This is a genomic window from Georgenia sp. G2120, from assembly GCF_055326485.1.
This window is the reverse complement of sequence record NZ_JBUZNL010000005.1, coordinates 123,986-149,700: the sequence shown is the minus strand read 5'-3', so window position 1 is coordinate 149,700 and position 25,715 is coordinate 123,986. Positions and strand designations below refer to the sequence as shown.

Sequence of the window (25,715 nt, the reverse complement as noted above, 5' to 3'; positions counted from 1 at the left end):
CCGGGGACCTCGTGGCCGACCCGCGCCCGTACCCTGACCCCATGGCCCCCGACGCGTTGCCCGCCCCCCTGCCCGCCGTCCGCTCGGCGGTCGACGCGGCGACGCGCACCGAGCTCGAGGCCACGCTCGCGCGGCTCGAGGGGCTGACCGGCCGGCTCGACGCCCTCGTCGACCCGGGTCGCGCCCTGCTCGCCCGCGGGAAGCGGTCGCGCGCCCTCCTCGCCTACGCGGGGCACCTCGCCGCCGGAGGCCCGCAGGAGGTCGACGCGCCGGACCCGGTCGTGCGCGCCGGGGCGGCGCTCGAGCTCTTCCAGCTGGCGGCGCTCGTCCACGACGACGTGATGGACGGCGCCGACGTGCGCCGCGGGCTCCCGGCGGCGCACGTCGCCATCTCCGGGACGCACCGCGAGCAGCGGCTCGACGGCGATGCGGTGTCGTTCGGCGTGGCCGGGGCGATCCTGCTCGGGGATCTCCTCCTGGCCGCCTCGTCGGCCTCGATGGATGCCGCCCGCGCCGCCGTCGACGCGGGACCGGGCGCGACCGCCCGGGCGATCTACGACCACATGTGCGCGGAGGTCGCCGCCGGGCAGTACCTCGACGTCCGGGCGGCGGCCACCCCGCTGCGCACCGACCCGGACGGCGCGCTCACCCGCTCGCTCACGGTGCTGCGGCACAAGTCCGCGCGGTACTCGGTCGAGCACCCCCTCGCGCTCGGAGCGGCGCTCGCGGGCGGCGCGCCGGAGCTCGTCACCGGGCTCCGGGCGGTCGGCGAGCCGCTCGGCGAGGCGTTCCAGCTCCGCGACGACGAGCTCGGCGTGTTCGGTGATCCCGAGGTCACCGGGAAGCCCGCGGGCGACGACCTGCGGGAGGGTAAGCGGACCGCCCTGCTCGCGCTCACGTGGAGCGCCGCGGGGCCGGACGAGCGGGACGAGATCGAGGCGCTCGTCGGCGACCCCGCGCTCGACGCCGCCGGGGTGGACAGGCTGCGGGAGGTCATCACCTCGACCGGCGCCCGGGCGGCGCACGAGCGCCTCATCGACGAGCGCGAGCAGGCCGCCGGCCGGGCCCTGACGGACCTTGCGCTCGACGACGCACCCCGTCAGGTGCTCGAGGCCCTCGCGGCCGCGCTCGTCACCCGCTCGGCCTAGGAGAGCGGCCCGGCCCTCAGAACGCCTGCGCGAGCGCCACGCGGCGTACCGCGTGCACTCGACCGGACCGCAGCGCCTCGATCGGCGCCTCCTCCAGCTCGTCGTCCCGCTCCCACAGCCAGTCGACGACCGTCTCGGGTGACATCCCACCGTCGCCCAGCAGCGTGAGGGTGCCGGCGAGGCCGTCGAGGACCGCCGGGGGCTCGGCGGCCAGGTCGAGCATCTCGCGAGCGATCCCCGCCGCCCCGGTCGACGACCGCACCGTCACGAGGCGACCGTCCCGGACGAGCTGACGGACGTCGCGGTCGCGGATGCCGAGCAGGTCGGCGGCCTCGGGCACGGAGATCCAGGTCGGTCCAGGCATGACGGCCAGCGTAGTCGCGGCAGCCCCTCGGTCACGCCGGGGTCAGACGCCGACACCCCGGTCGCCGGCCCCTCCCCGCTCCGTCCACGACCCCGCACCCGCCGACCGCCGCGCCGGCGGCTCCCGACCCGCCCGGCCGTCCAGGACGCGCCACACGTTCGACTCCTGCCCCAACAACCACTAGTGTCCCAATCGTTACACCAGTAACACCTGTCAATCTGTTCACACCCGCAGCCTGGGGGCATGCTCGCAGGGGTGGGTCGCGTACCACTTCCCGGAGGACACATGCCCGCCGTCGCACGCGCGCATCGCCGTACCACCCACCGACCGATCACCCTCGCCGCGATCGCCACCACGGCGATCGGTGCGCCGACGCTCCTCGCCGTCCCGGCCGTCGCGTCGGACGTCCCGGCGCCGGCCACGCTGACGCCCGCCGCCCAGGACGCGGCGCTCCAGGTGCCCGTCACCACGCACGCACCCGCACCGGTCGCCACCTCGGCACCCGTCGCCGTGGTCCGCACCTCCCCCGCCACACCCGTGCGCCTCTCGCCGGAGGAGACGAGCTACACCGTCCGCCGCGGGGACACGCTCACCGGGATCGCCCGCGAGCTGGGCACCACGGTGCGCGAGATCCAGCGGGCCAACTCCCTGTCGGGCTCGCTCATCCTCGCCGGCCAGACCCTCACCGTCCCGGGCGCGACCGCGCCCGCGAACGCCGAGCAGACCTCGTCGACCGGCGGCAGCTACCTCGTCTCCGCCGGTGACACGCTCATCGGCATCGCCCGTGCCCACGGCACGTCGGTCCGCGAGATCCAGCAGGCGAACTCCCTCACCGGGACGGTCATCCGCACCGGGCAGACCCTGACGATCCCGGGCGCGGGCGGCGCGGAGGCCACGGACGCCGCGGCCCCGTCGTCGTCGGCCTCGTCCACGGGCGGCAGCTACACGGTGCGCGCGGGAGACACCCTCACCGGGATCGCCCGCGCCCAGGGCACCTCGGTGGCGGAGATCGCCGAGGCCAACTCGATCGGCTCCGACGGCCGGATCTACGTGGGCCAGACCCTGACGATGCCCGGCGCCGCGGCCACCGGCCCCGCCACCTCTGACCCCGGGAACACCTCCGGCGGGGTCGGCTCGACCTTCGCGGGACGCACGTACCCCGAGGCCGTCGTCGGCGCGGCGAACGCCAACCGCACGGCGCTCGTCGCGTCCGGGGTCCCCTCGCGGGCCTCGATGCAGGAGCTCGTGCGCAGCACGGCCGTGTCGATGGGCGTCGACCCCCGGCTCGCCCTCGCGCACGCGTTCGTCGAGTCCGGCTTCAACCACGCCGCGGTCTCCCCCGCCAACGCGATCGGCACGATGCAGGTCATCCCGTCGTCGGGCGAGTGGGCCTCGGACCTCGTGGGCCGCCCGCTCAACATCATGAACCCGCAGGACAACGTCGTCGCCGGCGTCGCCATCATCCGCGCGCTCCAGCGCTCGGCCGACGACTCCGACCAGGGCATCGCCGCCTACTACCAGGGCCTCGGCGGCGTCCGCGCCCACGGCATGTACCCCGACACCGAGAACTACGTCGACACCGTCCGCGCGGCGATGAACCGGTTCTGACCAGGGACGTCACGACCGCGCCGGGACCGGGCCGCCCCTGCCACCAGGGGTGTCCGGCCCGGCGCGGGTCCACCTGAGGCCGTCCGCGCCCGGATAGCATCCGCCCGTGGACACCCGCGCCGACCCGCTGGCCGGCCACCTCGTCGACGAGCGCTACCGGATCATCGAGCGCATCGCCCGGGGCGGCATGGCCAGCGTCTACCGTGCGCAGGACCTGCGGCTCGAGCGCGTGGTCGCGGTGAAGATCATGCACCCCCACCTCGCCGAGTCCCCGGACTTCGTGCGCCGGTTCCGGCGCGAGGCGAGGGCCGCCGCCCGCCTGTCGCACCCCGGCGTCGTCGCCGTCCACGACCAGGGCGTGACCGGCGAGTCCTCCTACCTCGCGATGGAGCTCGTCGACGGCCCCAACCTCCGCGACGAGCTGCGGGCCCGCGGCTCGCTCACCCTCGGGCAGACCCTCGACGTCCTCGAGCAGGTCCTCGACGCCCTCGCCGCCGCGCACCGAGCCGGCCTCGTCCACCGGGACATCAAGCCGGAGAACATCCTCGTCACCGCGGACGGCCGGGTGAAGGTCGCGGACTTCGGCCTCGCCCGCGCCATCAGCGAGACGACGGCGGCCACGTCCGGGACCGTGCTCGGGACCGTCGCCTACATCGCGCCCGAGACCGTCCTCGAGGGCGTCGCCGACCCGCCCGCCGACGTCTACGGCGCCGGCATCGTCGCCTACGAGCTGCTCACGGGCGGGCAGCCCTTCACCGGGACGACCCCCGCGCAGGTGGCCTTCCAGCACGTCAACAGCGCCGTCCCCGGCCCCGGGTCGGAGCTGCCGTGGATCCCGCGCGAGGTCGACGACCTCGTCGCCGCGCTCACGGCCCAGGACCCGGACGACCGGCCGGCCGACGCCGGAGAGGCGCTCGCTCTCGTGCGCCGCACACGCGCCGTCCTGCCCGACGACGTCCTCGACATGCGTTCCGACGTCGAGCCCCGCCCGCCGGCCGTGTTCGACGACGAGCCGACCGGCACCTCGGCCGACACCGGCGCGGTCGACACCGCCTCGCGGTCGGTCGCGATCCCGATCGGCTCGATCCGTCCGGACGGGCGACCCGCACCCCGCAGGGCGAAGGCCTCCGCCACCGGGTCACGACCCGCGCCCACCGGATCGCGCCCGGCCGCCTCCGCCACGCGCCCCGTGCCCGCCGGGTCGCGCCCGGCCGCCTCCGCCGGTCCGGCCGCCTCCGCCGGTACGGCCGGATCGGGCGCGCGCCCCGCGACGTCGGACGTGGACACCGGCGCGCGGGAGACCGCCGACGGTACGGCACGCACCCGCGCTGCGAACGGCGCGGCGGCCCGTCCCGGGTCGCCCGCCCGGGCCGCCGCGGGATCGCCGGACGCGCCGACGACCACCCCGGCGCCGCGCGAGCGGGACGCGTCCGGCTCCGCGTCCCACCACGACGCACCGTCCCGACACGACACCCCGGTCCACCCGGCCACCCGGCCCGTCAGGGCCACCCCCGCCGACTCCCACGACACCCGCCCGATCGCCCTGCGCGGTGCCGGCGACGACGGGCCGTCGTCCGACCACCCGGGGTCCCCGACCGGCTCCGGCCCCTCGCACCGGGGCCGGGCCGCACGCACGTCGTCCACCCGCGCGCGGGTCGTCCGGCGGCGACGCACCGGCGTCGTCTCGCTCCTGCTCGTCGTCCTCGCGGCGCTCCTCGCGGGCGGCTGGTGGCTGCTGACGGCGGGCCCGCTCGCGGGCACGACGGTCCCCGACGTCACGGGCCGGACGAGCGACGCGGCGGTCGCCGCCCTCGAGGACGCCGGGCTGAGCACCGAGCTCGAGCAGGCCTACTCCGACGACGTCTCCGAGGGCAACGTGGTCGCCACGACGCCGGCGGCGGGCGAACGCACGCGTGACGACTCCGTCACCGTCATCGTCTCCCTCGGGGTCGAGACGCTCGCGGTCCCCGACGTCGTCGGCACGCCCCTGGAGGACGCGGAGTCCGTGCTGGCCACGGCCCGGCTCACCGTGGGCGAGGTGACGACCGCCTACGACGACACGGTGCCCGAGGGCGAGGTCGTCTCCACCGAACCGGCGGCGGGCGAGGTCGTCCCCCACGACCGCCCCGTCGACGTCGTCGTGTCCGACGGGCGCGAGCCGGCCGAGGTGCCGGACGTGACGGGCGAGACCCGCGCGGACGCGGCCGACGCCCTGCGGGAGGCGGGGCTCGAGCCCGACGTCGTCGAGGAGCACTCCGACACCGTCGACGAGGGCCTGGTCATCTCGCAGGACCCCGCCGACGGCGACGCCTACGTCGGCGACCAGGTCGAGATCGTCATCTCGCTCGGCCCCGAGCTCGTCGAGGTCCCCGACCTCCTCAACGAGAACGTCGACGACGCGATCGCCCGGCTCGAGGAGCTCGGGCTCGAGCCGGAGCGCGAGGACGTGCTCGGCGCGTTCTACGGGACGGTGCGGGAGCAGACGCCCGCGGCGGGGGCCATGGTCGAGCCCGGCACGGTCGTCACGCTCCGCGTGGTCTGACACCCGGTCGGCGAGAACCAGCCGGGCCACATCCGGCCATTGCGAACCGTCCGGGTCCAGGCCGGGACCGGGCGCGGGGCGGCCCGGACCTCGCCGCTCCCCGCCGCGGTCCGCGCGGCCTCAGCTGCGCAGCATCTCCGCGACCTCGAACGCCATCTGGAGCGACTGCTGGTGGTTGAGACGCGGGTCCACCAGCGTCTCGTACCGGCGGGCGAGCCCCGCGTCGTCGATCGGGTCGGCGCCGCCCATGATCTCGGTGACGTCGTCCCCGGTCAGCTCGACGTGCAGGCCGCCGGGCACGGTGCCCATCTGCTGGTGCACCTCGAAGAACCCGCGGACCTCGTCGAGGATCGTGTCCATCTCCCGCGTCTTGTAGCCGGACGGGGAGGTGATCGTGTTGCCGTGCATCGGGTCGCACACCCAGGTCACGGGCCGGCCGTCCGCGACGACCGACTCGACGATGCCCGGCAGCGCGTCGCGGACCGTGCCCGCGCCCATGCGCGAGATGAAGGTGAGCCGGCCGGCGAGGCCGTCGGGGTTGAGTCGGTCGATGAGGCTGCGGACCTCGTCGGGCGTGACCTTCGGGCCGAGCTTGACGCCGATCGGGTTGCGCACGCGCGAGAGGAGGTCGACGTGGGCGCCGTCGAGCTGGCGGGTGCGCTCGCCGATCCACAGGAAGTGGGCCGACGTGCCGTAGGGCTGCCCGGTGCGGTGATCGATGCGCGTGAGCGCGGCCTCGTAGTCCAGCAGCAGCGCCTCGTGCGAGGAGTACATGTCGACCGTGCGCAGCGCGTCGAAGTCGACGCCGGCGGCGGCCATGAACCGCAGCGCGCGGCCGATCTCGCCGGCGAGCGACTCGTAGCGGCCGTGCGCGGGGTTCTCGATGAACCCGCGGTTCCACTCGTGGACGAGCCGGAGGTCGGCGAACCCGCCGCCCGTGAAGGCGCGGATGAGGTTGAGCGTCGTCGCCGAGCGGTGGTACATCCCCAGCAGCCGCTGAGGATCCGGCGTCCGGTCCGCCTCGGTGAAGCCGTGCGCGTTGACGGCGTCCCCGCGGTAGGAGGGCAGCGTGACGCCGTCCCGGGTCTCGAGGTCGCTCGAGCGCGGCTTGGCGTACTGGCCGGCCATCCGACCCATCTTGACGATCGGGAGGCTCGCGCCGTAGGTGAGGACGACCGCCATCTGCAGGATCGTGCGGATCTTGTTCCGGATGCGGTCGGCGGTCGACTCGGCGAAGGTCTCCGCACAGTCGCCGCCCTGGAGGAGGAAGGCCTCCCCGCGTCCGGCGGCAGCCATGAGACCGGTGAGCCGGTCCGCCTCGCCGGCGAAGATGAGCGGGGGGCTCGACTCGAGCTCGGAGACGACGGCCGACAGCGCCTCCGGGTCGGGATAGGTCGGCTGCTGGGCGGCGGTCATGCTCCGCCACTGCTGCAGTCCGGCCAGGGTCTCCGCGGTGGGCTCGACGTTCACCGCGCCATCGTAGGCAGGGCGTCGCGGGCCGGGGCCCTCCCGCCCGGTCGTCGGACGTGACCTACGACGCGCGGGCGCGGTGACGTCGCCGCCACCGCGCCCGCGACGCGTCAGTGCGCGGTCTGCTCCGCGGCCCGGACGTCCTGGCCGGTCGCGGCCATGAGGTCGGTGAACCACTCCTGGGAGATGTCGAACGCCTTGCCCCCGGCGACCCGCTCGTGCTCGATCGCGCGCAGGAGCCCGCCACGCTCCTCGTCGTGCCCGATGAGGCCGGAGCCACCCTCGAGCGCCACCTGGACGGCGAGATCGGTCATCGACTTGATGAGGCGCAGGTCGTCCGGGTCCGCGGCCGCGGAGCGGGAGAAGTAACCCGACTTCTGCACCATGACCTTCTCGGCGCCGAGCTTCTCGGCGAACTGCTCGGCGAACCAGGCGCCCGGGTTGATCGTGTCGAGCTTGACGTGGCCGAACGGGTCGCGCTCGACCTTCTCGCCGCTCGCCTCGAGCTCGGCGACGATCTCGGGGACGCCCGCGCCCTCGGAGAGGAAGACGTTGACGTTGCCCTGGGCGTCCATGATCGCGCGCAGGCGCTCGGCCTCGGCGTCGATGTCGAGGTGCAGCTCGGGCATGAAGACCGCGTGCACGTCCCACCGCTCGCGGGTCAGGCCCAGCGCCGGCGCCCACTCCTGGGCGTCGAGCCACGTCCGGTAGCGCCGGGCGGCGGCCGCCGTGAGGTATCCGCAGTGCCGCCCCATCACCTCGTGGACGATGAGCATGCGGGGGTTGGACCGGTGCTCGCCGACGATGTTGGCGGCGAACTCGGCGGCCTCGCCGGCGGCGGTCCAGGCACCCAGCGACTGCCGGACGGGCACGATGTCGTTGTCGATCGTCTTCGGGAGGCCGACCACCGTCATGTGGTGGCCGTTCTCCTCGAGGAACTGCGCGAGGTCGGCGGCCGTGGTGTTGGTGTCGTCGCCGCCGATGGTGTGCAGGACGTCGATCCGGTCGGCCACGAGCTGGTCGGCGGCCACCTGGAGCGGGTTCTGCCCCTCCGCCACGAGCCCGCGCTCGACGAGGTTCTTGACGTTCGTCAGCTTGACGCGCGAGTTGCCGATCGGGCTGCCCCCGAACCGGTGGAGGATCGGTGCCTGCGCGCGCGCCTCGGGGGTGATCTCGATCGAGGTGCCGGTGAGCAGCCCGTGGTAGCCGTGCTGGTAGGCGATGATCTCGACCTCGGGGTCGATCTCGGTGTAGCGCTCGATCAGGCCGCCGACGGCGGAGGACAGGCACGGGGCGAACCCGCCCGCGGTGAGCAGGGCGACGCGGCGGACAGTCATGGGTGGCCTTTCGACGGCGAGGTCATCGTGGACCCCTCCATCCTAGGAGCGGGGCCGCCGCCCCCGCGGCCCGCGCGGGCGCCCGCGGCGATACCGTGGCCGGGTGACCACGTACCCCGAGGAGCCGGGCGACGACGAGCGGACGTCGGTCGGCCCGCCGTCCGCGGGGAACGACCACGGGCGCGAGCCCGGTCCCGGCACCTCTCCCGAGGATCCCGACGACGAGAACCCCTCCGACGACCGGTCCCCCTCCGACGACGGCACCCCCTCCGGCGCGGGGCGGCCCGACGGCGCGAACACCTCCGGCGCGGGCGAGCTCGACGACGCCGAGGTGGACCGCCAGTTCGCGTCGATCCTCGACCAGCTCGGTGCCGCGCCCGTCCGCTCCCCGGCTCCCCCGGCCACCCACGACCGGCCGGCGCGCACGCCCCGTCCGCTCGGGCCGCGCGACGAGCTGCTCGAGGAGCACCCGGAGGACCCGGCGTGGGGCATCGACGGTTTCGTCGAGCCCGACCCGCCCGGACCGGACCTGTCCGACCCCGGCGCGGTTGTCGGGTGGCTCCTCGCGATCGGCCCGATCGTCGCCGGCATCGTCCTCGGCCTGGTCGGTCGTCCCCCGTCGGTGCTGATCATGCTGCTCGGGCTCGCCGTCACGATCGGGGGCATCACCCTGCTCGTCCGTCGGCTCCCCGGCGAGCGCGGCCACGGCTCGGACGGCGCTGTCGTCTGACCGGGACGCCCCGCGGCCGGTCGCGCCGCGCGCCGGGCCGTGCGCGGCGACGCGCCGGGAACGGCTGCACCGGCGACGGGCGCAGACACCGACACGGCCGGACCGCGTCGTCGCGCCGCGCGCAGGACCGCCCGCCGCCGCCTACTCTTGCCCCACCAACGACGTCAGGGCGGCCGAGTTCGCCCGGCAGGACCACGAGCCGACGGAGGCCCCCATGTCCAGCGAGCACGCCCCCCGCCCGATCGCCTCGCTCCCCCGCGTGATCGACGTGCCCGACGACTCCTCGATCACCACGCTGCTGGTCGACCACGCCCGGGAGACACCGGGCCGCGTGCTGTTCCGGGAGAAGGTCGACGGCGAGTGGGTCGACCGGGACGCCGCCTGGAGCCTCGCCCGCGTCGAGGCGCTCGCGAAGGGCCTCGTCGCCTCAGGGGTCGGAGCCGGCGACTCGGTCGCGATCATGTGCCGCACCCGGCTGGAGTGGACGCTCCTCGACCTCGCCGGCTGGTACGTCGGAGCGGTGCCGGTGCCGATCTACGAGTCCTCCGCGTCCGACCAGGCCCAGTGGATCGTCAACGACGCCGCGGTCACGGTCGCGTTCGCGGAGACCGGGGCCAACGCGGAGGTCCTGCGCGAGGCGGGCACGCTCGAGGGTGGCACCCCGACGCTGCGCGAGGTCCTCGTCATCGACGACGGCGCCCTGGAGGAGCTGACCACCCGCGGCGCCGACGTGACCGACGAGCAGGTCCGGGAGCGCCAGCGGGCCGTCCGGCTCGCCGACCTCGCGACGATCATCTACACCTCGGGCACGACCGGCCGCCCCAAGGGCGCCGAGCTCACCCACGAGAACTTCGCCGTGCTCGCCGTCGAGTCGGTGCACGACCTCCACGAGGTCGTCGCGCAGCCCGGCTCCTGCACGCTGCTGTTCATCCCGCTGGCCCACGTCTTCGCCCGCTTCGTCGAGGTCCTCATCCTCGCCGCCGGCGTCCCGCTCGGGCACGCCCCCGACCCGAAGGAGGCGGTCGCGGACCTCGCCGTCTTCCGGCCCACCCTCCTCCTCTCGGTCCCCCGGATCTGGGAGAAGGTCTACAACTCGGCCGAGCAGAAGGCGGGCAGCGGCATCAAGCTCAAGCTGTTCCGCGCCGCGGCGCAGGCCGCCGAGCAGTACTCGCGGGCGCTCGACACCCCCTCGGGCCCCTCCGCCCTGCTCAAGGCCCGCTTCCGGGTCCTCGACCGCCTCGTCCTCGGCAAGCTGAGGGACGTCATGGGCGGCCGCCTGAAGTACGCGGTCTCGGGCGGTGCGCCGCTCGGCGAGCGGCTCGGGCACTTCTACCGCGGTGTCGGCCTGGTCGTCCTCGAGGGCTACGGCCTCACCGAGACGACGGCGCCGATCGCCGTCTGCCGGCCCGACTCCCTGCGCATCGGCACGGTGGGCCTGCCGATGCCCGGCACCGAGATCCGCATCGCCGAGGACTCCGAGATCGAGGTGCGGGGCCTGCCCGTGTTCCGCGGCTACCGCGGCGGGGTCGGCGCGGACGCCTTCACCGAGGACGGCTTCTTCCGCACCGGCGACCTCGGCTCGCTCGACGACGGGCACCTGCGGATCACCGGCCGCAAGAAGGAGATCATCGTGACGGCCGGCGGCAAGAACGTGGCCCCCGCCCTGCTCGAGGACCCGCTGCGCGGACACCCGCTCGTCTCCCAGTGCGTGGTGGTGGGCGACAAGCAGCCGTTCATCGCGGCCCTGCTCACGCTCGACGAGGAGATGCTGCCCGGCTGGCTCGCGAACCACGGCCGGGACCCGCTCACGCCCGAGCAGGCGCGCACCGACCCGTTCGTCCGCGAGCGGCTCCAGCAGGGCATCGACCGGGTCAACACGAAGTTCTCGCGCGCCGAGCAGATCAAGGAGTTCGTCATCCTCCCCGAGGACCTCACGGTCGACAACGGCTACCTCACGCCGTCGCTCAAGGTGAAGCGGTCCGCGGTGCTCGCCGATCACGCCGACGTCGTCGACTCGCTCTACTCCGACGCCCGGACCCGACGCGACAACGGCGGGGCCGGCACCTCGTCGTGACCGCGGAGCCATGTCACGCGGCCGACGGGAACGCCGTCGGGCGCGGACCACGGCGCGTGGGGCCACGCCGCTCCGACGCGCCGGACCCGTCCCGCTCGCGCGCGTTGTCGGCGCGCGTCCGTAGCCTCACGGGATGACCTCGATGCTCGCCCCGCCGCCCGGTCGCCGCCTCGCGACCGAGGACGGCGGGCCGGGCGGCCGGCCCTACCAGGTCGGGCTCGACGAGCTCGGGACGCCGCTGAGCGAGGTGACGTTCGTCGTCGTCGACCTGGAGACCACCGGCGGGGCGGCCAGGTCGGACCGGATCACCGAGATCGGTGCCGTCAAGGTCCGCGGCGGCGAGGTGCTCGCCGAGCTCGGCACGCTGGTCAACCCGGGCGTCCCCATCCCGCCGCAGATCACGGTCCTCACCGGCATCACGACGGCGATGGTCACGCCCGCGCCGCCGATCGAGGAGGTGCTCCCCACCTTCCTCGAGATGGCCGGCCTGGAGACCGGCTCGGTGCTGGTCGCGCACAACGCGCGGTTCGACGTCGGCTTCCTCAAGGAGGCGTTCCGCCGCGCCGGGCGTGAGTGGCCCCGGCCGATGATCGTCGACACCGTCCAGCTCGCCCGCCGCGTCGTCACCAACGACGAGGTGCCCAACCGCAAGCTCGGCACGCTCGCCGCGTACTTCGGGGCGACGACGACGCCGGACCACCGGGCCCTGTCCGACGCGCGCGCGACCGTCGACGTCCTGCACGCCCTCATCGGCCGACTCACCCCGCTCGGCATCACGCACCGCGAGGACCTGCCGACGCTGGCCGAGCAGGTGCCCGCCCACCGCCGACGCAAGTCGACCCTCGCCGACGGGCTCTCGCGCGGCCCGGGCGTCTACCGGTTCGTCGGCCCCGATCAGCAGGTGCTGTACGTCGGCCGGGCGACGAACCTGCGCCAGCGGGTGCGCTCCTACTTCACGAGCGCCGAGCGCCGGGCGCGGATCGGCGAGATGGTCGACCTGGCCGTGTCGGTCGAGGAGATCCCGTGCGCCACCGTGCTCGAGGCCCAGGTCCGCGAGCTGCGCCTCATCGCCGAGCTCGACCCGCCCTACAACCGGCGCTCGAAGCGGCCGGCGCGGATGCCCTGGGTCCGGCTGACCGACGAGGCGCACCCGCGGGTGACGATCGTCCGCTCCCTGCCGGCCGGGGGCCTGGACTCCGCGATCGGGCCGTTCACGTCCCACAGGGCGGCCCAGCGCGCGGTCGAGGCGATCCAGGCCGCCGTGCCCGTGCGTCGCTGCACCACGCGACTGCCCGCCACCCCGCGCGCCGACGCCCGCGCCTGCGCGCTCGCCGAGCTCGGCCAGTGCTCGGCGCCGTGCGTCGGCTCCCCCGCACTGCTCGAGATCCGCCCCCGCACGCGTGCCGCCGGCACGTCGGAGCCGCTCCCGCACGAGGACGCGGTCGCGGCGGTGCGCCGGGTGCTGGCGGGCGACGTCTCGGAGGTGAACGCCCGGCTGCGTGCCCGGATCCGGGAGCTGGCCGCACGGCAGCGGTACGAGGAGGCCGGGACGGAGCGCGACCGGCTGCGGGCGCTGCTCGTCGCGGCCCGGCGCACCGAGCTGCTGCGTCCGCTGGTCGCGACCGCGCAGATCGTCGCCGCCCGCGCCCTGGCCGCCGGCGGGTGGGAGATCGTCGTGGTGCGGCACGGCCGGCTGGCCGGGACCGCCGTGTCCCCGCGGGGCGTCGACCCGATGGACACCGTGGCCGACCTCGTCGCGACCGCCGAGCACGTGCAACCGCCGAGCAGCGGGTGGGGCGCGGCGTCGGCGGAGGAGACCGAGATCCTCGCCGTCTGGCTGTGGCGGGGCGGCACCCGGATCGTCGAGCACTCCGGCGACGCGCCGCTCGGCTCGCCGACCGGCGGTGCCGCCTCGCTGCCCCTGCCGCCCGGACCCGACTCGCTCATCGGGGATGATGGGGGCCGGCGCCGCTGACGCCGTCACAGCCCCGGCACCGCCCGGCGACCGACCGACCTCCAGGAGGAGACATGCTCACCGCCATCGTCATGATCGAGGCCGACGTGGCCAGGATCCCCGAGGTCGCCCAGGGCGTGGCCGACCTCGACGGCATCGCCGAGGTCTACTCCGTCACGGGGGACTTCGACCTCGTCGCGATCGCCCGGGTGGCGCAGCACGAGGACCTCGCGGTCGTCGTGTCCGACCGGCTCGGCAAGATCGAGGGCGTCACGGGGACGACGACGTACCTCGCGTTCCAGGCCTACTCCCGCAACGACCTCGAGCAGGCGTTCCACATCGGCCTCGACTGACTGCCCAATGAATCAAGCGGGAGGACTGGATATCGAACAATCCAGTTCTCCCGCTTGATATTCTGGGCGAGGTCCGGCCCTCAGCTGGCGGTGAGCTCGATCCAGCGGTCGAGCCGGGCGCGCGCGGCGCCGGTGTCGACGGACTCCCGGGCGTGGTCGATGCCCGTCCGCAGCCGCTCGACGAGGTCCGGCTGCTCCGCGCGGTCCAGCCCGGGCAGGGTGCCGTCGGCGACGAGGGCGGCGGCCGCGTTGAGCAGCACCGCCTCGCGCACGGGACCGGTCTCGCCGGCCAGGAGCCGCTCCGCCACACCGGCGTTGTAGGCGGCGTCCTGGCCCCGCAGGTCCTCGACCGTGGTCGGGGCCAGGCCGAGCTGGGCGACGGCGTCGATCTCGCGGGCGTGCACCTCGCCGTCCGTGACCTCCCACACCTGGTTGACGGTGGTCGACGACAGCTCGTCGAGCCCGTTGTCGCGTCCGCGGAACACGAGCGCAGAGGTGCCGCGGGCCGCGAGCACGCCGGCGACCAGCGGGGCGCTGCGGACCGGGGAGACGCCGATGGCGCCCGCGCGGGGGTGGGCCGGGTTCGTCAGGGGCCCGAGCAGGTTGAACGCCGTCCCGATCCCCAGCGCGCGCCGGGTGGGGGCGGCGTACCGCATCGAGGGGTGGAACATGTTGGCGAAGCAGAACGTCAGGCCGTTCTCGTGGAACACCCGCTCGACCGTGGGCACGTCGAGGTCGAGATCCACCCCGAGCCGCTCGAGGACGTCGGCCGAACCGGACGCGGAGGACGACGCCCGGTTGCCGTGCTTGACCACGCGCACGCCGGTCCCGGCGATGACGAGCGACGCCATCGTCGAGATGTTGACGGTCCGCAGACGGTCGCCCCCCGTCCCGACGATGTCGACCACGTCGGAGGGCACGTCGACCGGCAGGGCGTGCGCGAGCATCTCGTCGGCGAGCCCGCGCAGCTCCTCGACGGACTCGCCCTTGGTGCTGAGCGCGGTGAGGAAGCCGCCGAGCACCACGTCGTCCGTCGCGCCGGTCATCACCTCGTTCATCGCCCATGCGGTGTCCCGGGCGGAGAGGTCCTCCCCCGCGACCACGCGGGCGAGGAGGTCGGGCCAGCGGGCGGCGCGCCCCGACCTCACGACAGGCGCTCGCGGAGCAGGCCGGAGAGGGCCTCCTGGAGCTCCCGCGGGTCGACCGGGTAGGTAGCGACGGCGTCGGCCTCCGACCAGGTGGCGAGCCACCGGTCCTGGGGACGGGCGATCATCAGCAGCACGGGCGGGCAGTTGTAGACGCTCGTCTTCAGGCGGCGGGTGAGCGACATCCCGCCCTCCTTGGCCGCCTCCGCGTCGAGGACGAGAGCGGCGATCCCGCCGGCCTCGACAGCCTCGACGACCGCCTCGGCCGTGGCGGTCTCGACCAGGTCGACCAGGGGGACGTCGCGCGCGGGGCGCCGCCCGACCGAGGAGACGATCTCGCGGCGGGTGGCGGAGTCGTCCGAGAACACGAGGACTCTCAGGCGTCCCTCGTCGACGTCCTTCGCCGGCTCGGCCCCATGGTCGGCCCTGGTCACGGTCATGTCCTGCTCCTCACAAGTCCGGTGCCCGGCGGCCCGGCACGGCCGGGCTGCCCCGCACATCGTAGGCCCGCCGCGCCGCGCCACCCGGCCGTGGCGCGACCCACAGACCGCCGGGACCGGCCGCCTCCCCCGCGGGTACCACGTCGCGCGGCCGTCCCGACCTGTCGGCGCGCCGACGGGAGAGGTCCGCGCACCTCCTCGGGTGGGTCATAATGACCGGGTGTCGTCTACCTCTGCACCCGCCCACGTCCCGGGAACGGTGAACCGGCCGAACCCGCTGTCGGTCGGCGTCATCGTCTGGCTCAGCTCGGAGCTGATGTTCTTCGCGGGACTGTTCGCGATGTACTTCACGCACCGGTCCGTCGCCGGACCGGAGGCGTGGTCGGACGAGGCGTCCGTCCTCAACTTCCCGTGGGCGCTGAGCATCACGATCATCCTCGTCGCCAGCTCGTTCACCTGCCAGATGGGTGTGTGGGCCGCCGAGCGGTTCCAGCAGTCCCGCACCGGCTCGATGCTCGACATCCGCCGCTGGGGCATGAACGAGTGGTACGTGCTCTCCTTCGTCCTCGGCGCGATCTTCGTCGCCGGTCAGACGACCGAGTACATCGAGCTCATGCACCACGGCGTGACGATCCAGGCGAGCTCGTACTCGTCGGTCTTCTACATCACGACCGGCTTCCACGCGCTGCACGTCATCGGCGGGCTCATCGCGTTCCTCTACGTCCTCGGCCGCTCGTACCAGGCCAAGGTCTTCGGCCACCTCGAGGCCGGCTCCGCCGTCGTCGTGTCGTACTACTGGCACTTCGTCGACGTCGTCTGGATCGGCCTGTTCATCATCATCTACGTCATCAGATAGCGTCGCCGGGGCGCGGCACGGAAAGGTCCGGACCAGCCCCGACATCCCACGACCCCCACCACCGCACTCACCACCGAGAGGTCGAGAATCGTGAAGGCACTCGCCGCCCGCAGGAGGAGCCGGTACGCACCGGTCATCCTGCTCCTGCTCGCACTGCTGATGACGGGCGGGGTCCTCGCCCTCGTCGACGCGGGCACCGCGGACGCGACGTCCGCCGAGAGCTCCTCGGAGGACGCCGAGACCGGCGAGCGGCTGTTCCAGGCCAACTGCGCCACCTGCCACGGCCTCGACGCCACGGGCACGGACATCGGCCCGTCGCTGGTCGGCGTCGGCGCGGCGAGCGTCGACTTCCAGATGGCCACCGGCCGGATGCCGATGCGCATGAACGGCCCGCAGGCCCCCGCCGGCAACCCGAGCTTCACGCCCGAGGAGATCAACCAGGTCGCCGCGTTCGTCGCGGCCCTCGGCCCCGGCCCGTCGGTGCCCACCGCCGAGCAGGTCGACCCGGAGATGGGTGACGCCGCCAACGGCATGGAGCTCTTCCGCACCAACTGCGCGATGTGCCACAACGCGGTCGGCGCCGGCGGCGCCCTCTCGGAGGGCCGGTACGCGCCCGCCCTCGACGGCTCCACCCCGACCGAGATCTACGAGGCCATGCTCACCGGCCCACAGTCGATGCCGGTGTTCAACGACGCCAACATCACCCCCGAGGGCAAGCGGGACGTCATCGCCTACCTCGTCGCGCAGCGTGACGTGTCCGTGGGCGGGCTCTCGCTCGGCTCAGTCGGCCCCGTCAACGAGGGCGTGTGGGTGTGGATCGTCGGCATGGGCGTCCTCGTCGCCGCCTCGGTCTGGATCGGAGCGAAGTCCTCGTGAGCACCACCCCCCACAACGACGACCACCGCGAGGTGGCGACCGGCCGCGAGAGCGACTCCGCGGTCGCGGTCCAGGAGCGGTTCGAGAACCCCGGCCTGGCCCCGCACAAGCACCGCCTGGGCGACTCGGACCCGGCCGCCGCCAAGCGGTCCGAGGCCATCGTCGTGGCCCTGCTGACGATCTCGATCGTCGCGTCGGTCGCCGGCATCGTCCTCTACGTCGTCCTGCCGCTCAACGCCGAGATGATGAGCGTCCGGCTCTCCAACCTCTCCCTCGGCCTGGGCCTCGGGATCGGCGCGCTGGGCATCGGGATCGCGGCCGTCCACTGGGCGAAGTCGCTGATGAACGACGAGGAGCAGATCGAGGAGCGCCACTCCGTCGCGTCCGGCGCCGCCGAGCGGGCCGAGGCGCAGCAGATCCTCCAGCGCGGCGCGGACGACTCGAACATCGCCCGCCGACCGCTGCTCAAGGGCGCGCTCGCCGGCGCCCTCGCCCTCGCCCCGCTCCCCTTCGTCGTGCCCCTGGTCGGCAACCTCGGCCGGGACTGGGACGTCGACAAGTTCCGCCACACGATCTGGGGCGACACGCCCGAGGACGCCGACCCGAGCTTCTTCGGCGAGACGGCCGACGGCCGCGTGGGCCGCCGCCTCGCGATCGACCCGACGGGCGACCCGCTGCAGGCCGCCGCGGTCACGCGCGGCTCGGTCTTCCACATCGTCCCGCAGGGCATGGACGCCGAGGAGCACTACTACGAGGAGAAGGCCAAGGCCGTCGTCATCCTCGTCCGGATGGACCCCGGCATCATCACCGAGGCACCCGAGCGGCAGGACTGGAGCTACGACGGCATCGTCGCGTACTCGAAGATCTGCACGCACGTGGGTTGCCCCGTCGCGCTCTACGAGCAGACGACGCACGAGCTGCTGTGCCCGTGCCACCAGTCGACGTTCGACATGACCGACGGCGCGAAGGTCGTCTTCGGCCCGGCCAAGCGCCCGCTGCCGCAGCTGCCGATCGCCGTCGACACCGAGGGCTACCTCATCGCGACCGCCGACTTCGACGAGCCCATCGGGGCGAGCTACTGGGAGCGTCTCAAGTGACCACGACCGCCACCCCCAACGCGCTGCCCGCCTCCGCGCCGCGGACCGCGGCCGGCAAGGCCGGCGTCATGCTCGACGAGCGTGTCGGCGGAGCGAAGCTCGTCAAGGAGTTCGCCCGCAAGCTGTTCCCCGACCACTGGTCGTTCCTGCTGGGCGAGATCGCGCTCTACAGCTTCATCACGCTCATCATCACGGGCATCTTCCTCACGATGTTCTTCGTCCCCTCGATGGGCCACACCGTCTACCCGGAGGACGCCCTCCCGGTGACGATGCAGGGCGTCGAGATGTCCGAGGCGTTCCGCTCGACCGTCTACATGTCCTTCGAGGTCAAGGGCGGTCTGCTCATGCGGCAGATCCACCACTGGGCCGCCCTGCTGTTCATGGCGTCGATCGTCACGCACATGTTCCGCATCTTCTTCACCGGTGCGTTCCGCAAGCCGCGCGAGATCAACTGGCTCGTCGGCTTCGGCCTGATGATCCTCGGCCTGCTCGCCGGCTTCTCCGGCTACTCCCTGCCGGACGACGTCCTCTCGGGCAACGGCCTGCGCATCGCCGACGGCGTGGCGAAGAGCATCCCGATCATCGGTAGCTACGCCAGCTACGGGCTGTTCGGCGGGGAGTTCCCGGGCACCGACATCATCCCGCGGCTGTTCACGGTGCACATCCTCATCATCCCGGGGCTCATCCTCGCGCTCGTCGCCGTCCACCTCATGCTCGTCGTGGTCTACAAGCACACGCAGTACCCCGGCCCCGGCCGGACCGAGAAGAACGTCGTCGGGTTCCCGCTGTTCCCGGTCTACATGGCCAAGGCGGGCGGCTTCTTCTTCGTCGTCTTCGGTGTCCTCGCGCTCATGGGCGCGACGATGTCGATCAACAACGTGTGGAACTACGGGCCCTACGACCCCTCCCCCGTCGGCGCCGGCGCCCAGCCCGACTGGTACATGCTCTTCCTCGAGGGCGCGCTCCGTCTCATGCCCGGGCAGACCGAGGTCGTCATCGGCGGGTTCACGATCCCGTTCAACGTGCTCGTGCCCGGCGTCGTCGTCCCCGGCATCCTCTTCGGGCTCCTGGCCATGTGGCCGTTCATCGAGCAGTGGGTGACCGGCGACCGCCGCGAGCACCACGTCCTCGACCGCCCCCGCAACGTGCCCGTGCGCACGGCCGTCGGCGTCATCATCATCGCCGAGTTCGGGCTGCTGTTCGCGGCCGGCTCGAACGACATCATCGCCACCCACTTCGACCTGTCGATCAACCAGATCACGTGGGCGTTCCGGGTCGCCTTCTTCGCGCTCCCGTTCATCCTCTTCCCGCTCGTCAAGCGCATCTGCCTCGCGCTGCAGCGCCGGGACCGCGAACTGGTCCTCGAGGGCCACAACACGGGCCGGCTCGTCCAGCTGCCCGACGGCTCGATGCACAGCTGGCACCGCCCCCTCGACGAGCACGAGCGCTGGACGCTCGTCGGCTACGAGGCCGGTCGCCCGGTGCTCGAGGAGCCCGAGGTCGACGAGAACGGCGTCGACCGTCCGGCCGGCCAGCGCGGCCCCGGCAAGCTGCGCCGGGCCTTCTCGAGGTGGTTCTACGAGGACCGCGTCGAGCCTGTCACGCCGGCCGAGCTCGCCGAGGCCGAGACGCACCGCCACGGCCTCGTCGAGGGCACGGACCCCGCCGAGGAGCACCACGAGGAGCCGCCCGCCTCGCTCTCGAGCGCGCGTCTCATCCGGGACTGACCGGCACCTCGACCACCGGCACGACGACGAACGGCGTCACCCCACGCGGGTGGCGCCGTTCGTCGTCGTCCGGCCGTTCGCGTGCCGAACCACGCACGCGGGCCCTCGCCCCGGACGCGATCCTGCGGCGGGAGCGCGGACCGGGCGGGCCTTCCCCGCTCCCGCCGGTACGAAGGTGCGCGGGCTCACGGAACCGGGAACAATGGGGAGCACGTGCTGTTGCAACTGGTGAGCGGGCCCGCAGCCCGTGAGCACGACACCCCCGGCCACGGCCGGCGAGACGATGGAGGACATGCATGACGTACACGCTTCCCGAGCTCCCCTACGACTACGCGGCGCTCGAGCCCCACATCAGCGGCAAGATCATGGAGCTCCACCACTCCAAGCACCACAACACCTACGTGACGGGTGCCAACACCGCCCTCGAGAAGCTCGCCGAGGCCCGCGAGTCCGGTGACCTGGCCGCGGCCCCGAAGCTCGAGAAGGACCTCGCGTTCAACCTCGGCGGCCACATCAACCACTCGATCTTCTGGAAGAACCTCTCCCCGGAGGGCGGCGGCCAGCCCGAGGGCGAGCTCGCCGAGGCGATCAAGGACTCGTTCGGCAGCTTCGACAAGTTCCAGGCGCACTTCACCGCCGCCGCCACGTCGATCCAGGGCTCCGGCTGGGCCGTGCTCGCCTTCGACTCGGTGTCGAACAAGCTCGTCGTCTTCCAGCTCTTCGACCAGCAGAACAACGTGCCCGTCGGCACGCTCCCGCTGCTCATGCTCGACATGTGGGAGCACGCGTTCTACCTCGACTACCTCAACGTCAAGGCGGACTACGTCAAGGCGTTCTGGAACATCGCGAACTGGCAGAACGTGGCCGAGCGCCTCGCCAAGGTCCAGGCCTCGGCCGGCGGCCTCGTCGTCGCCTGACGCTCCTTCCGTACGACGAACGGGCCCGGCCCCTCCTTGCGTGGAGGGCCGGGCGCGTTTGTCGTCTGCGGCGCCGTGGCGCCCATGGATCAGTGCGCGTGGATGCCGCGGTTGGCCTCGTACATCTGGCCGGCGACGCCGACGATCGCGATGACGAAACCGATACCGGTGAGCCACCAACCGGCCGCGATGCCGACGAACCCGAAGGTCGCTGCGACGCCGAGCACGAGCGGCCACCACGACCGCGGGGCGAAGTCGCCGATGTCGCCGGCGCGGTCGGCGATCTCGCCGTACGGGTCGTCCTCCCAGCGGGTCGCCGCGTCGGTCGTGCGCGCGGTGAGCCACAGGTAGACGGCGACGAAGCCGTTCATCCCGCCGAGCAGGAGGAAGCCGACCGTGCCGACGGACTCGAAGTCCGCGACGATCGCGTACGCGACGCCGCACAGCGTGAAGAAGACGGTGAGCGCCGTGAACATGACGATCTCGACCCGCATGGGGCGGATCTCGCGCTGCTGCTCCTCGATACCGATGGGGTCCGTGCTGCTCCCGTCGGGCTGCTGCGCCGTCATCGCTGGACCTCCTGGTCGTTCGTCGACGATCGTCGCCCGTGGCCGGCCGCGGCGAGCACCGACTCGTCGGGCGCCGTGTGCTCCATGGCGGTGACCTCCGGGTGGTGGAGGTCGAACGCCGGCCGCTCCGAACGGATCCGGGGCAGCGACGTGAAGTTGTGCCGCGGGACCGGGGAGGCCGTGGCCCACTCGAGCGAGTTGCCGAAGCCCCACGGGTCGTCGACGAACACGGTACGCGGGCCGCGCATCGTGACGTAGACGTTGATGAAGAAGAAGATCGTCGAGCTGGCGAGGATGAACGCGCCGACCGTCGAGATCTGGTTGTAGAGCTGGTACCCGTCCTCGACCATGTAGTCCGCGTAGCGGCGCGGCATGCCCTGGGCACCGAGCCAGTGCTGGAAGAGGAACGTCGTGTGGAAGCCGATGAACGTCAGCCAGAACGTGATCTTGCCGAGCGTCTCGTTGAGCATCTTGCCGGTCCACTTGGGGAACCAGAAGTGGATGCCCGCGTACATCGAGAACACGACCGTGCCGAACACCGTGTAGTGGAAGTGCGCGACCACGAAGTACGTGTCGTGAAGGATGAAGTCCAGCGCGGGCGCCGCGAGGATGACGCCGGTGACGCCGCCGAAGACGAAGGTGGTCATGAACCCGAGCGCCCACAGCATCGGCGTCTCGAAGGTCAGCTTCCCGCGCCACATCGTGCCGATCCAGTTGACGAACTTCACGCCCGTCGGGACCGCGATGAGCATCGTCATCAGCGAGAAGAAGTCGAGCATCACCCCGCCGGTCGTGTACATGTGGTGCGCCCACACGGTCATCGACAGGGCGGCGATGGCGATCGTCGCGTAGATGAGCGTCTGGTAGCCGAACACGGGCTTGCGGGAGAAGACCGGGATGACCTCGGAGATGATGCCGAAGAACGGCAGCGCGATGACGTAGACCTCGGGGTGGCCGAAGAACCAGAACAGGTGCTGCCACAGCAGCGCCCCGCCGGCCTCCGGATTGAAGATCTGCCCGCCGAGCACGCGGTCGAACCCGAGCCCGAACAGCGCGGACGCCAGCACGGGGAACGCCATGAGCACGAGCAGCGAGGTGACGAGCGTGGTCCACGTGAAGACCGGGACGCGCATCATCGTCATGCCCGGGGCGCGGTAGCAGATGATCGTGGCGATGAAGTTGACCGACCCGAAGATCGTGCCGAAACCGGTCATCGCGAGGCCGACGACCCACAGGTCACCACCCAGTCCGGGCGAGAACGCCTCGGTCGACAGCGGGGTGTAGGCGGTCCAGCCGAAGCTCGCCGCGCCCTGCGGGGTGAGGAACCCGGCCACGACGACGATGCCGCCGAACAGGTAGAGCCAGTAGGCGAACATGTTGAGCTTGGGGAACGCGACGTCCGCCGCGCCGATCTGCAACGGGACCATGATGTTGCCGAACGCCGTGAACAGCGGCGTCGCGAACAGGAACAGCATGATCGTGCCGTGCATCGTGAAGAACTGGTTGTACTGCTCCGCCGACTGGAGCATGAGGCCGGGCGAGAAGAGCTCGAGCCGGATGACCAGGGCGAGCAGACCACCGATCGCGAAGAACACGAACGCGGTGATCAGGTACATGTACCCGATCGTCTTGTGGTCGGTCGAGGTGATCCAGTCGACGATGATCTTGCCCATCGACTGCTTCCGCGGTCGCAGCCCGGGGACGAGCTCACCGCCGTCGGACGTGTGTGCCGACTCCTCGATCGTGGTCGCCATCAGTTGCCCTCGCTCGCGCTCTCGACCGGGTAGCGGGGCAGGTCGTAGTCACGCCCCAGCTCCGCGGGCAGATCGCCCACCCAACCGTTCGCCCGGTACTCCTCCATCATCGCGTCGTACTCCTCCTGCGGGACGACCGCGACGTTGAACAGCATCTCGCTGTGGAACTCGCCGCAGAGCTCGGCGCACTTGCCCGAGTATACGCCCTCGCGGGTGGGAGTGAGCTCGAAGGAGTTCGTCCGGCCCGGGATCATGTCGACCTTGTAGAGGAAGGCCGGGATCCAGATCGCGTGGTTGACGTCGCGGGAGTGCACGACGATCTCGACCGTCTGGTCGACCGGGAGGTACAGGGTCGGGAGGGTCTCCTCGACGCCCTCCTCGCCGGTGAGGTCCATGCGGCCGCCGGAGTAGTACACGCCGTCGGTGGTGTAGACGAAGTCCCAGCTCCACTGCTTGCCGTAGATGTCGATGACCAGGTCCTCCTCCGCGGAGGTGTCCTGCATCGTCGCGGTCGAGGACTGCGAGAAGTAGAAGAGCGTGCCGACGAGGAGCACGGGGACGACCGTGAACATCATCTCGAGCGGCACGTGGTAGCGGGTCTGCACCGGGAGGCGGTCGTCGTTCTTCCGCTTGCGGTACACGACGATGCACACGAGCGTCATGATCCAGACGGCGGCGCCGACCGCCAGGGCGGCGAGCCAGGTCCCGTTCCAGAAGCTGATGAGCTGGTCGGTCTTGTCCGTCATGTCCCGCGTCGACGGCAGGAAGCCGACGTCGAGGCCCATCCCCTCCTCCGAGGGACCGTTCTCTCCCGCGCAGCCGGCGAGCAGCAGGCTCGCCGTCACGGCCGCGGCGAGGAGCGGCGTTCGCCGCTTGTGGGACTGAGTACTCCGCACGGTGGACCTTTCCCGACGTCTTGATCAGCTGGGCCGGCCGTCCGCCCCGGGCAGCGGCCGCACAGCCGTGGTGGAGCGGGACGTAGGCCCGTCCGGGCCACCTTACCCCGCCGTCACGACGCAGCGTCGCCATCGCCCGCCCGATCGGATCCCGCGTGTTGCACCCGGTGGGGCGGCGTCCCGGCGTCGGCCGGGTATCGACGGGACGGCCCCCGGCGGCGCGTCCTGCGCGCTGCCGGGGGCCGTCCGAGGTGTCGGTCCGAGGATGGGGTCAGGAGGCGCTCTCCGACGGGCTCTCGGCGCCGGAGCCGGACTCCGAGCCCGACTCGGACGGGGACTCGCCGCCCTCGACCGGTGGGCCCTCGACGGCGCCGACGACGTCGAAGACGAAGGCCGACGACGGGACGCCCTGCTCGGCCAGCGCCGGGGCGAGGACGACGACCCGGGACCCGACGGGGACCCCCGTCAGCGCGTCGGCGACGCTGCCCATGCCCACGGGCTGAGCCATGACCGACCCGAGCTCCCAGGTCGACTCGGTCGTCGAGCCGTCCCACGAGGCGGCGGCGTACTGGAGGACCACCGTGCTGCCCGGCGTCTCCGGGACCGGGTCGCCCGAGCCCTCGGCGATGACGTGGGTGGTCATCTCGGTGGGCTCCTCGGCGCCCTCCTCGACCGCGATGGTCGCGGCGCTGCCGAGGTCCCCCTCGATGGTGACGGGCAGGTCGGGGGCCGGCTCGACCGGGGTCGCGTCGGCCTCCGCCTGCGCGTCGGGCGCGAACGTGTCGACCACGTCGACGACGAAGAGCAGCGTGTCCTCCGGACCGATCCCGGCCGCGGGCTGGCCGGTCTCGCCGTAGCCGTCCTCCGGCGGGATGGAGATGACCACGCGGTCGCCCACGTGGGTGCCCGTCAGTCCCTCCTTCCAGCCCGGGATGACCTGGTTGAGGGAGAAGGCGGTGGGCGCTCCGCGGTCGAACGAGGAGTCGAAGACCTCGCCGTCCCAGATCTGACCCGAGTAGTTGGCCACAACCACGTCGTCCGCGCCGACCTCGGCGCCGTCGCCCTCGACCACGACCTCGGTCTGCAGGGTCTCGGGCGCGCCGCTGCCGGGGAACTCGACGACCGGGGTCTCGCCGACCTCGGTGCTGACGGTCGGCAGGTCCTCGCCGGCCGGCGTGGCGGCCTCGCCGTCGCTGGGCTGCTCGGAGCCGTCGGTGCTCTCCTCCTCGTCCGAGCCGGTGCAGCCGGCGAGGGCGAGGGAGGCGCCGAGCAGGGCGGCGGTCACGAGTCGGATGGGTCGGCGCACAAGATCTCCGTCTGGGTCGGGGTCTGGGGGTGTCCGGGCAGCACAACGGCGCGCCGACGGGTGCGTCGGCGCGCCGTGGGGCCGGTCAGTGGAACGAGTCGCCGCAGGCGCAGGAGCCGCCGGCGTTCGGGTTGTCGATGGTGAAGCCCTGGCGCTCGATGCTGTCGGCGAAGTCGATCGACGCGCCGTCGAGGTACGGGGCCGACATGCGGTCGACGATCACCTCGACGCCGTCGAAGTCGCGCACGAGGTCGCCGTCGAGCATGCGCTCGTCGAAGTGCAGCTGGTAGATGAGGCCCGAGCAGCCGCCGGGCTGGACCGCCACGCGCAGGCGCAGGTCGTCGCGCCCCTCCTGGTCGAGCAGGCTCTTGACCTTGGCAGCGGCGCCGTCGCTCAGGTTGACACCGTGCGCCTGGTCGATCGTCGTGTCCGTCATGGGACGTCCTTCCTCGCAGTTCGTCTCCGGCCCGGGCCGGTCCCGGGTGCAACGCCCGCTCGGCGCGCGTTGTTCCCGCGCTCACAGGGTACGTCTCCGGTGCACCGGAACGGGAG

General features: G+C 72.7%; 22 protein-coding genes. 12 read left to right on the top strand and 10 right to left on the bottom strand.

Going from position 1 to position 25,715, the window contains the following annotated elements:
- The first annotated feature begins 41 nt into the window (after positions 1-41).
- A complete protein-coding gene (locus tag ACZLMO_RS07885; protein ID WP_425713328.1) occupies positions 42-1,148 on the top strand; it encodes a polyprenyl synthetase family protein in 1,107 nt (368 codons plus the stop codon).
- Between the two features lie 16 nt (positions 1,149-1,164).
- On the opposite strand, the gene ACZLMO_RS07880 is transcribed toward ACZLMO_RS07885, so the two are convergent.
- Positions 1,165-1,512 (bottom strand): Rv2175c family DNA-binding protein, encoded by a 348-nt coding sequence (locus ACZLMO_RS07880; RefSeq protein ID WP_463653400.1) that lies wholly within the window; start codon positions 1,510-1,512, stop codon positions 1,165-1,167.
- 285 nt (positions 1,513-1,797) lie between these two features.
- On the opposite strand from ACZLMO_RS07880, the gene ACZLMO_RS07875 reads away from it, so the two are divergent.
- Both ACZLMO_RS07875 and ACZLMO_RS07870 read left to right on the top strand, forming a co-directional pair.
- The gene (locus ACZLMO_RS07875) at positions 1,798-3,120 is read left to right on the top strand and encodes a LysM peptidoglycan-binding domain-containing protein (RefSeq protein WP_463653399.1); all 1,323 of its coding nucleotides are present in this window, start codon (positions 1,798-1,800) and stop codon (positions 3,118-3,120) included.
- A 106-nt stretch (positions 3,121-3,226) separates the two neighbouring features.
- Entirely contained in the window at positions 3,227-5,662 is a 2,436-nt protein-coding gene (locus ACZLMO_RS07870; protein ID WP_463653398.1) for a PASTA domain-containing protein, read from the top strand.
- 120 nt (positions 5,663-5,782) lie between these two features.
- Here the strand turns inward: ACZLMO_RS07870 and ACZLMO_RS07865 are convergent, their stop codons facing one another.
- Together ACZLMO_RS07865 and ACZLMO_RS07860 are read right to left on the bottom strand one after the other, a co-directional pair.
- The gene (locus ACZLMO_RS07865) at positions 5,783-7,132 is read right to left on the bottom strand and encodes a class II 3-deoxy-7-phosphoheptulonate synthase (RefSeq protein ID WP_463653397.1); all 1,350 of its coding nucleotides are present in this window, start codon (positions 7,130-7,132) and stop codon (positions 5,783-5,785) included.
- A 110-nt stretch (positions 7,133-7,242) separates the two neighbouring features.
- Entirely contained in the window at positions 7,243-8,469 is a 1,227-nt protein-coding gene (locus tag ACZLMO_RS07860) for a pyrophosphate--fructose-6-phosphate 1-phosphotransferase (protein ID WP_463653396.1), read from the bottom strand.
- 103 nt (positions 8,470-8,572) lie between these two features.
- Between ACZLMO_RS07860 and ACZLMO_RS07855 the strand changes: the two genes are divergently transcribed.
- The 4 genes from ACZLMO_RS07855 (at position 8,573) to ACZLMO_RS07840 (ending at position 13,580) form a co-directional block, all read left to right on the top strand.
- On the top strand, positions 8,573-9,199 hold the full coding sequence (locus ACZLMO_RS07855; protein WP_463653395.1) for a hypothetical protein: 627 nt from the start codon (positions 8,573-8,575) through the stop codon (positions 9,197-9,199).
- 214 nt (positions 9,200-9,413) lie between these two features.
- Complete coding sequence (locus tag ACZLMO_RS07850) at positions 9,414-11,273, top strand: AMP-dependent synthetase/ligase (protein ID WP_463653394.1); 1,860 nt, start codon at positions 9,414-9,416, stop codon at positions 11,271-11,273.
- Positions 11,274-11,406: 133 nt separating this feature from the next.
- Positions 11,407-13,248 carry a DEDD exonuclease domain-containing protein gene (locus tag ACZLMO_RS07845; protein ID WP_463653393.1) on the top strand — a complete coding sequence of 614 codons (1,842 nt, stop codon included), beginning with the start codon at positions 11,407-11,409 and terminating at the stop codon, positions 13,246-13,248.
- A 53-nt stretch (positions 13,249-13,301) separates the two neighbouring features.
- Positions 13,302-13,580, top strand: coding sequence for an Lrp/AsnC family transcriptional regulator (locus ACZLMO_RS07840; RefSeq protein ID WP_425713319.1), 279 nt, complete (start codon positions 13,302-13,304; stop codon positions 13,578-13,580).
- Positions 13,581-13,660: 80 nt separating this feature from the next.
- Here ACZLMO_RS07840 and trpD read toward each other — a convergent pair whose 3' ends face one another.
- Both trpD and ACZLMO_RS07830 read right to left on the bottom strand, forming a co-directional pair.
- Complete coding sequence (gene trpD, locus ACZLMO_RS07835) at positions 13,661-14,728, bottom strand: anthranilate phosphoribosyltransferase (RefSeq protein ID WP_463653392.1); 1,068 nt, start codon at positions 14,726-14,728, stop codon at positions 13,661-13,663.
- Positions 14,725-15,165 carry a hypothetical protein gene (locus ACZLMO_RS07830; RefSeq protein WP_425713317.1) on the bottom strand — a complete coding sequence of 147 codons (441 nt, stop codon included), beginning with the start codon at positions 15,163-15,165 and terminating at the stop codon, positions 14,725-14,727. The genes trpD and ACZLMO_RS07830 overlap by 4 nt, the downstream gene beginning before the upstream one ends.
- 220 nt (positions 15,166-15,385) lie before the next feature.
- Here ACZLMO_RS07830 and ctaE point away from each other — a divergent pair, with 220 nt between their 5' ends.
- The 5 genes from ctaE to ACZLMO_RS07805 all read left to right on the top strand — a co-directional run bounded on the left by ctaE (position 15,386) and on the right by ACZLMO_RS07805 (position 20,638).
- The gene (gene ctaE, locus ACZLMO_RS07825; protein ID WP_425713316.1) at positions 15,386-16,021 is read left to right on the top strand and encodes an aa3-type cytochrome oxidase subunit III; all 636 of its coding nucleotides are present in this window, start codon (positions 15,386-15,388) and stop codon (positions 16,019-16,021) included.
- A gap of 90 nt (positions 16,022-16,111) precedes the next feature.
- Positions 16,112-16,897 carry a cytochrome bc1 complex diheme cytochrome c subunit gene (qcrC, locus tag ACZLMO_RS07820; RefSeq protein WP_463653391.1) on the top strand — a complete coding sequence of 262 codons (786 nt, stop codon included), beginning with the start codon at positions 16,112-16,114 and terminating at the stop codon, positions 16,895-16,897.
- The gene (qcrA, locus tag ACZLMO_RS07815) at positions 16,894-17,994 is read left to right on the top strand and encodes a cytochrome bc1 complex Rieske iron-sulfur subunit (RefSeq protein WP_463653390.1); all 1,101 of its coding nucleotides are present in this window, start codon (positions 16,894-16,896) and stop codon (positions 17,992-17,994) included. The genes qcrC and qcrA overlap by 4 nt, the downstream gene beginning before the upstream one ends.
- Positions 17,991-19,721 (top strand): cytochrome bc1 complex cytochrome b subunit, encoded by a 1,731-nt coding sequence (gene qcrB, locus ACZLMO_RS07810; protein WP_463653389.1) that lies wholly within the window; start codon positions 17,991-17,993, stop codon positions 19,719-19,721. The genes qcrA and qcrB overlap by 4 nt, the downstream gene beginning before the upstream one ends.
- Before the next feature lie 296 nt (positions 19,722-20,017).
- Positions 20,018-20,638: a superoxide dismutase gene (locus ACZLMO_RS07805; RefSeq protein WP_425713312.1), complete on the top strand. Its 621-nt coding sequence runs from the start codon at positions 20,018-20,020 to the stop codon at positions 20,636-20,638.
- An 89-nt stretch (positions 20,639-20,727) separates the two neighbouring features.
- Here ACZLMO_RS07805 and ACZLMO_RS07800 read toward each other — a convergent pair whose 3' ends face one another.
- The 5 genes from ACZLMO_RS07800 to ACZLMO_RS07780 form a co-directional block, all read right to left on the bottom strand.
- Positions 20,728-21,207 (bottom strand): cytochrome c oxidase subunit 4, encoded by a 480-nt coding sequence (locus tag ACZLMO_RS07800; RefSeq protein WP_425713311.1) that lies wholly within the window; start codon positions 21,205-21,207, stop codon positions 20,728-20,730.
- Entirely contained in the window at positions 21,204-22,961 is a 1,758-nt protein-coding gene (gene ctaD / locus ACZLMO_RS07795; RefSeq protein ID WP_463653388.1) for an aa3-type cytochrome oxidase subunit I, read from the bottom strand. The genes ACZLMO_RS07800 and ctaD overlap by 4 nt, the downstream gene beginning before the upstream one ends.
- Positions 22,961-23,857 (bottom strand): aa3-type cytochrome oxidase subunit II, encoded by an 897-nt coding sequence (gene ctaC, locus ACZLMO_RS07790; RefSeq protein WP_425713309.1) that lies wholly within the window; start codon positions 23,855-23,857, stop codon positions 22,961-22,963. The genes ctaD and ctaC overlap by 1 nt, the downstream gene beginning before the upstream one ends.
- Positions 23,858-24,128: 271 nt before the next feature.
- Entirely contained in the window at positions 24,129-25,163 is a 1,035-nt protein-coding gene (locus tag ACZLMO_RS07785; RefSeq protein WP_425713308.1) for an FKBP-type peptidyl-prolyl cis-trans isomerase, read from the bottom strand.
- A gap of 85 nt (positions 25,164-25,248) precedes the next feature.
- Positions 25,249-25,599: a HesB/IscA family protein gene (locus ACZLMO_RS07780; RefSeq protein WP_425713307.1), complete on the bottom strand. Its 351-nt coding sequence runs from the start codon at positions 25,597-25,599 to the stop codon at positions 25,249-25,251.
- Between the last annotated feature and the right edge of the window lie 116 nt (positions 25,600-25,715).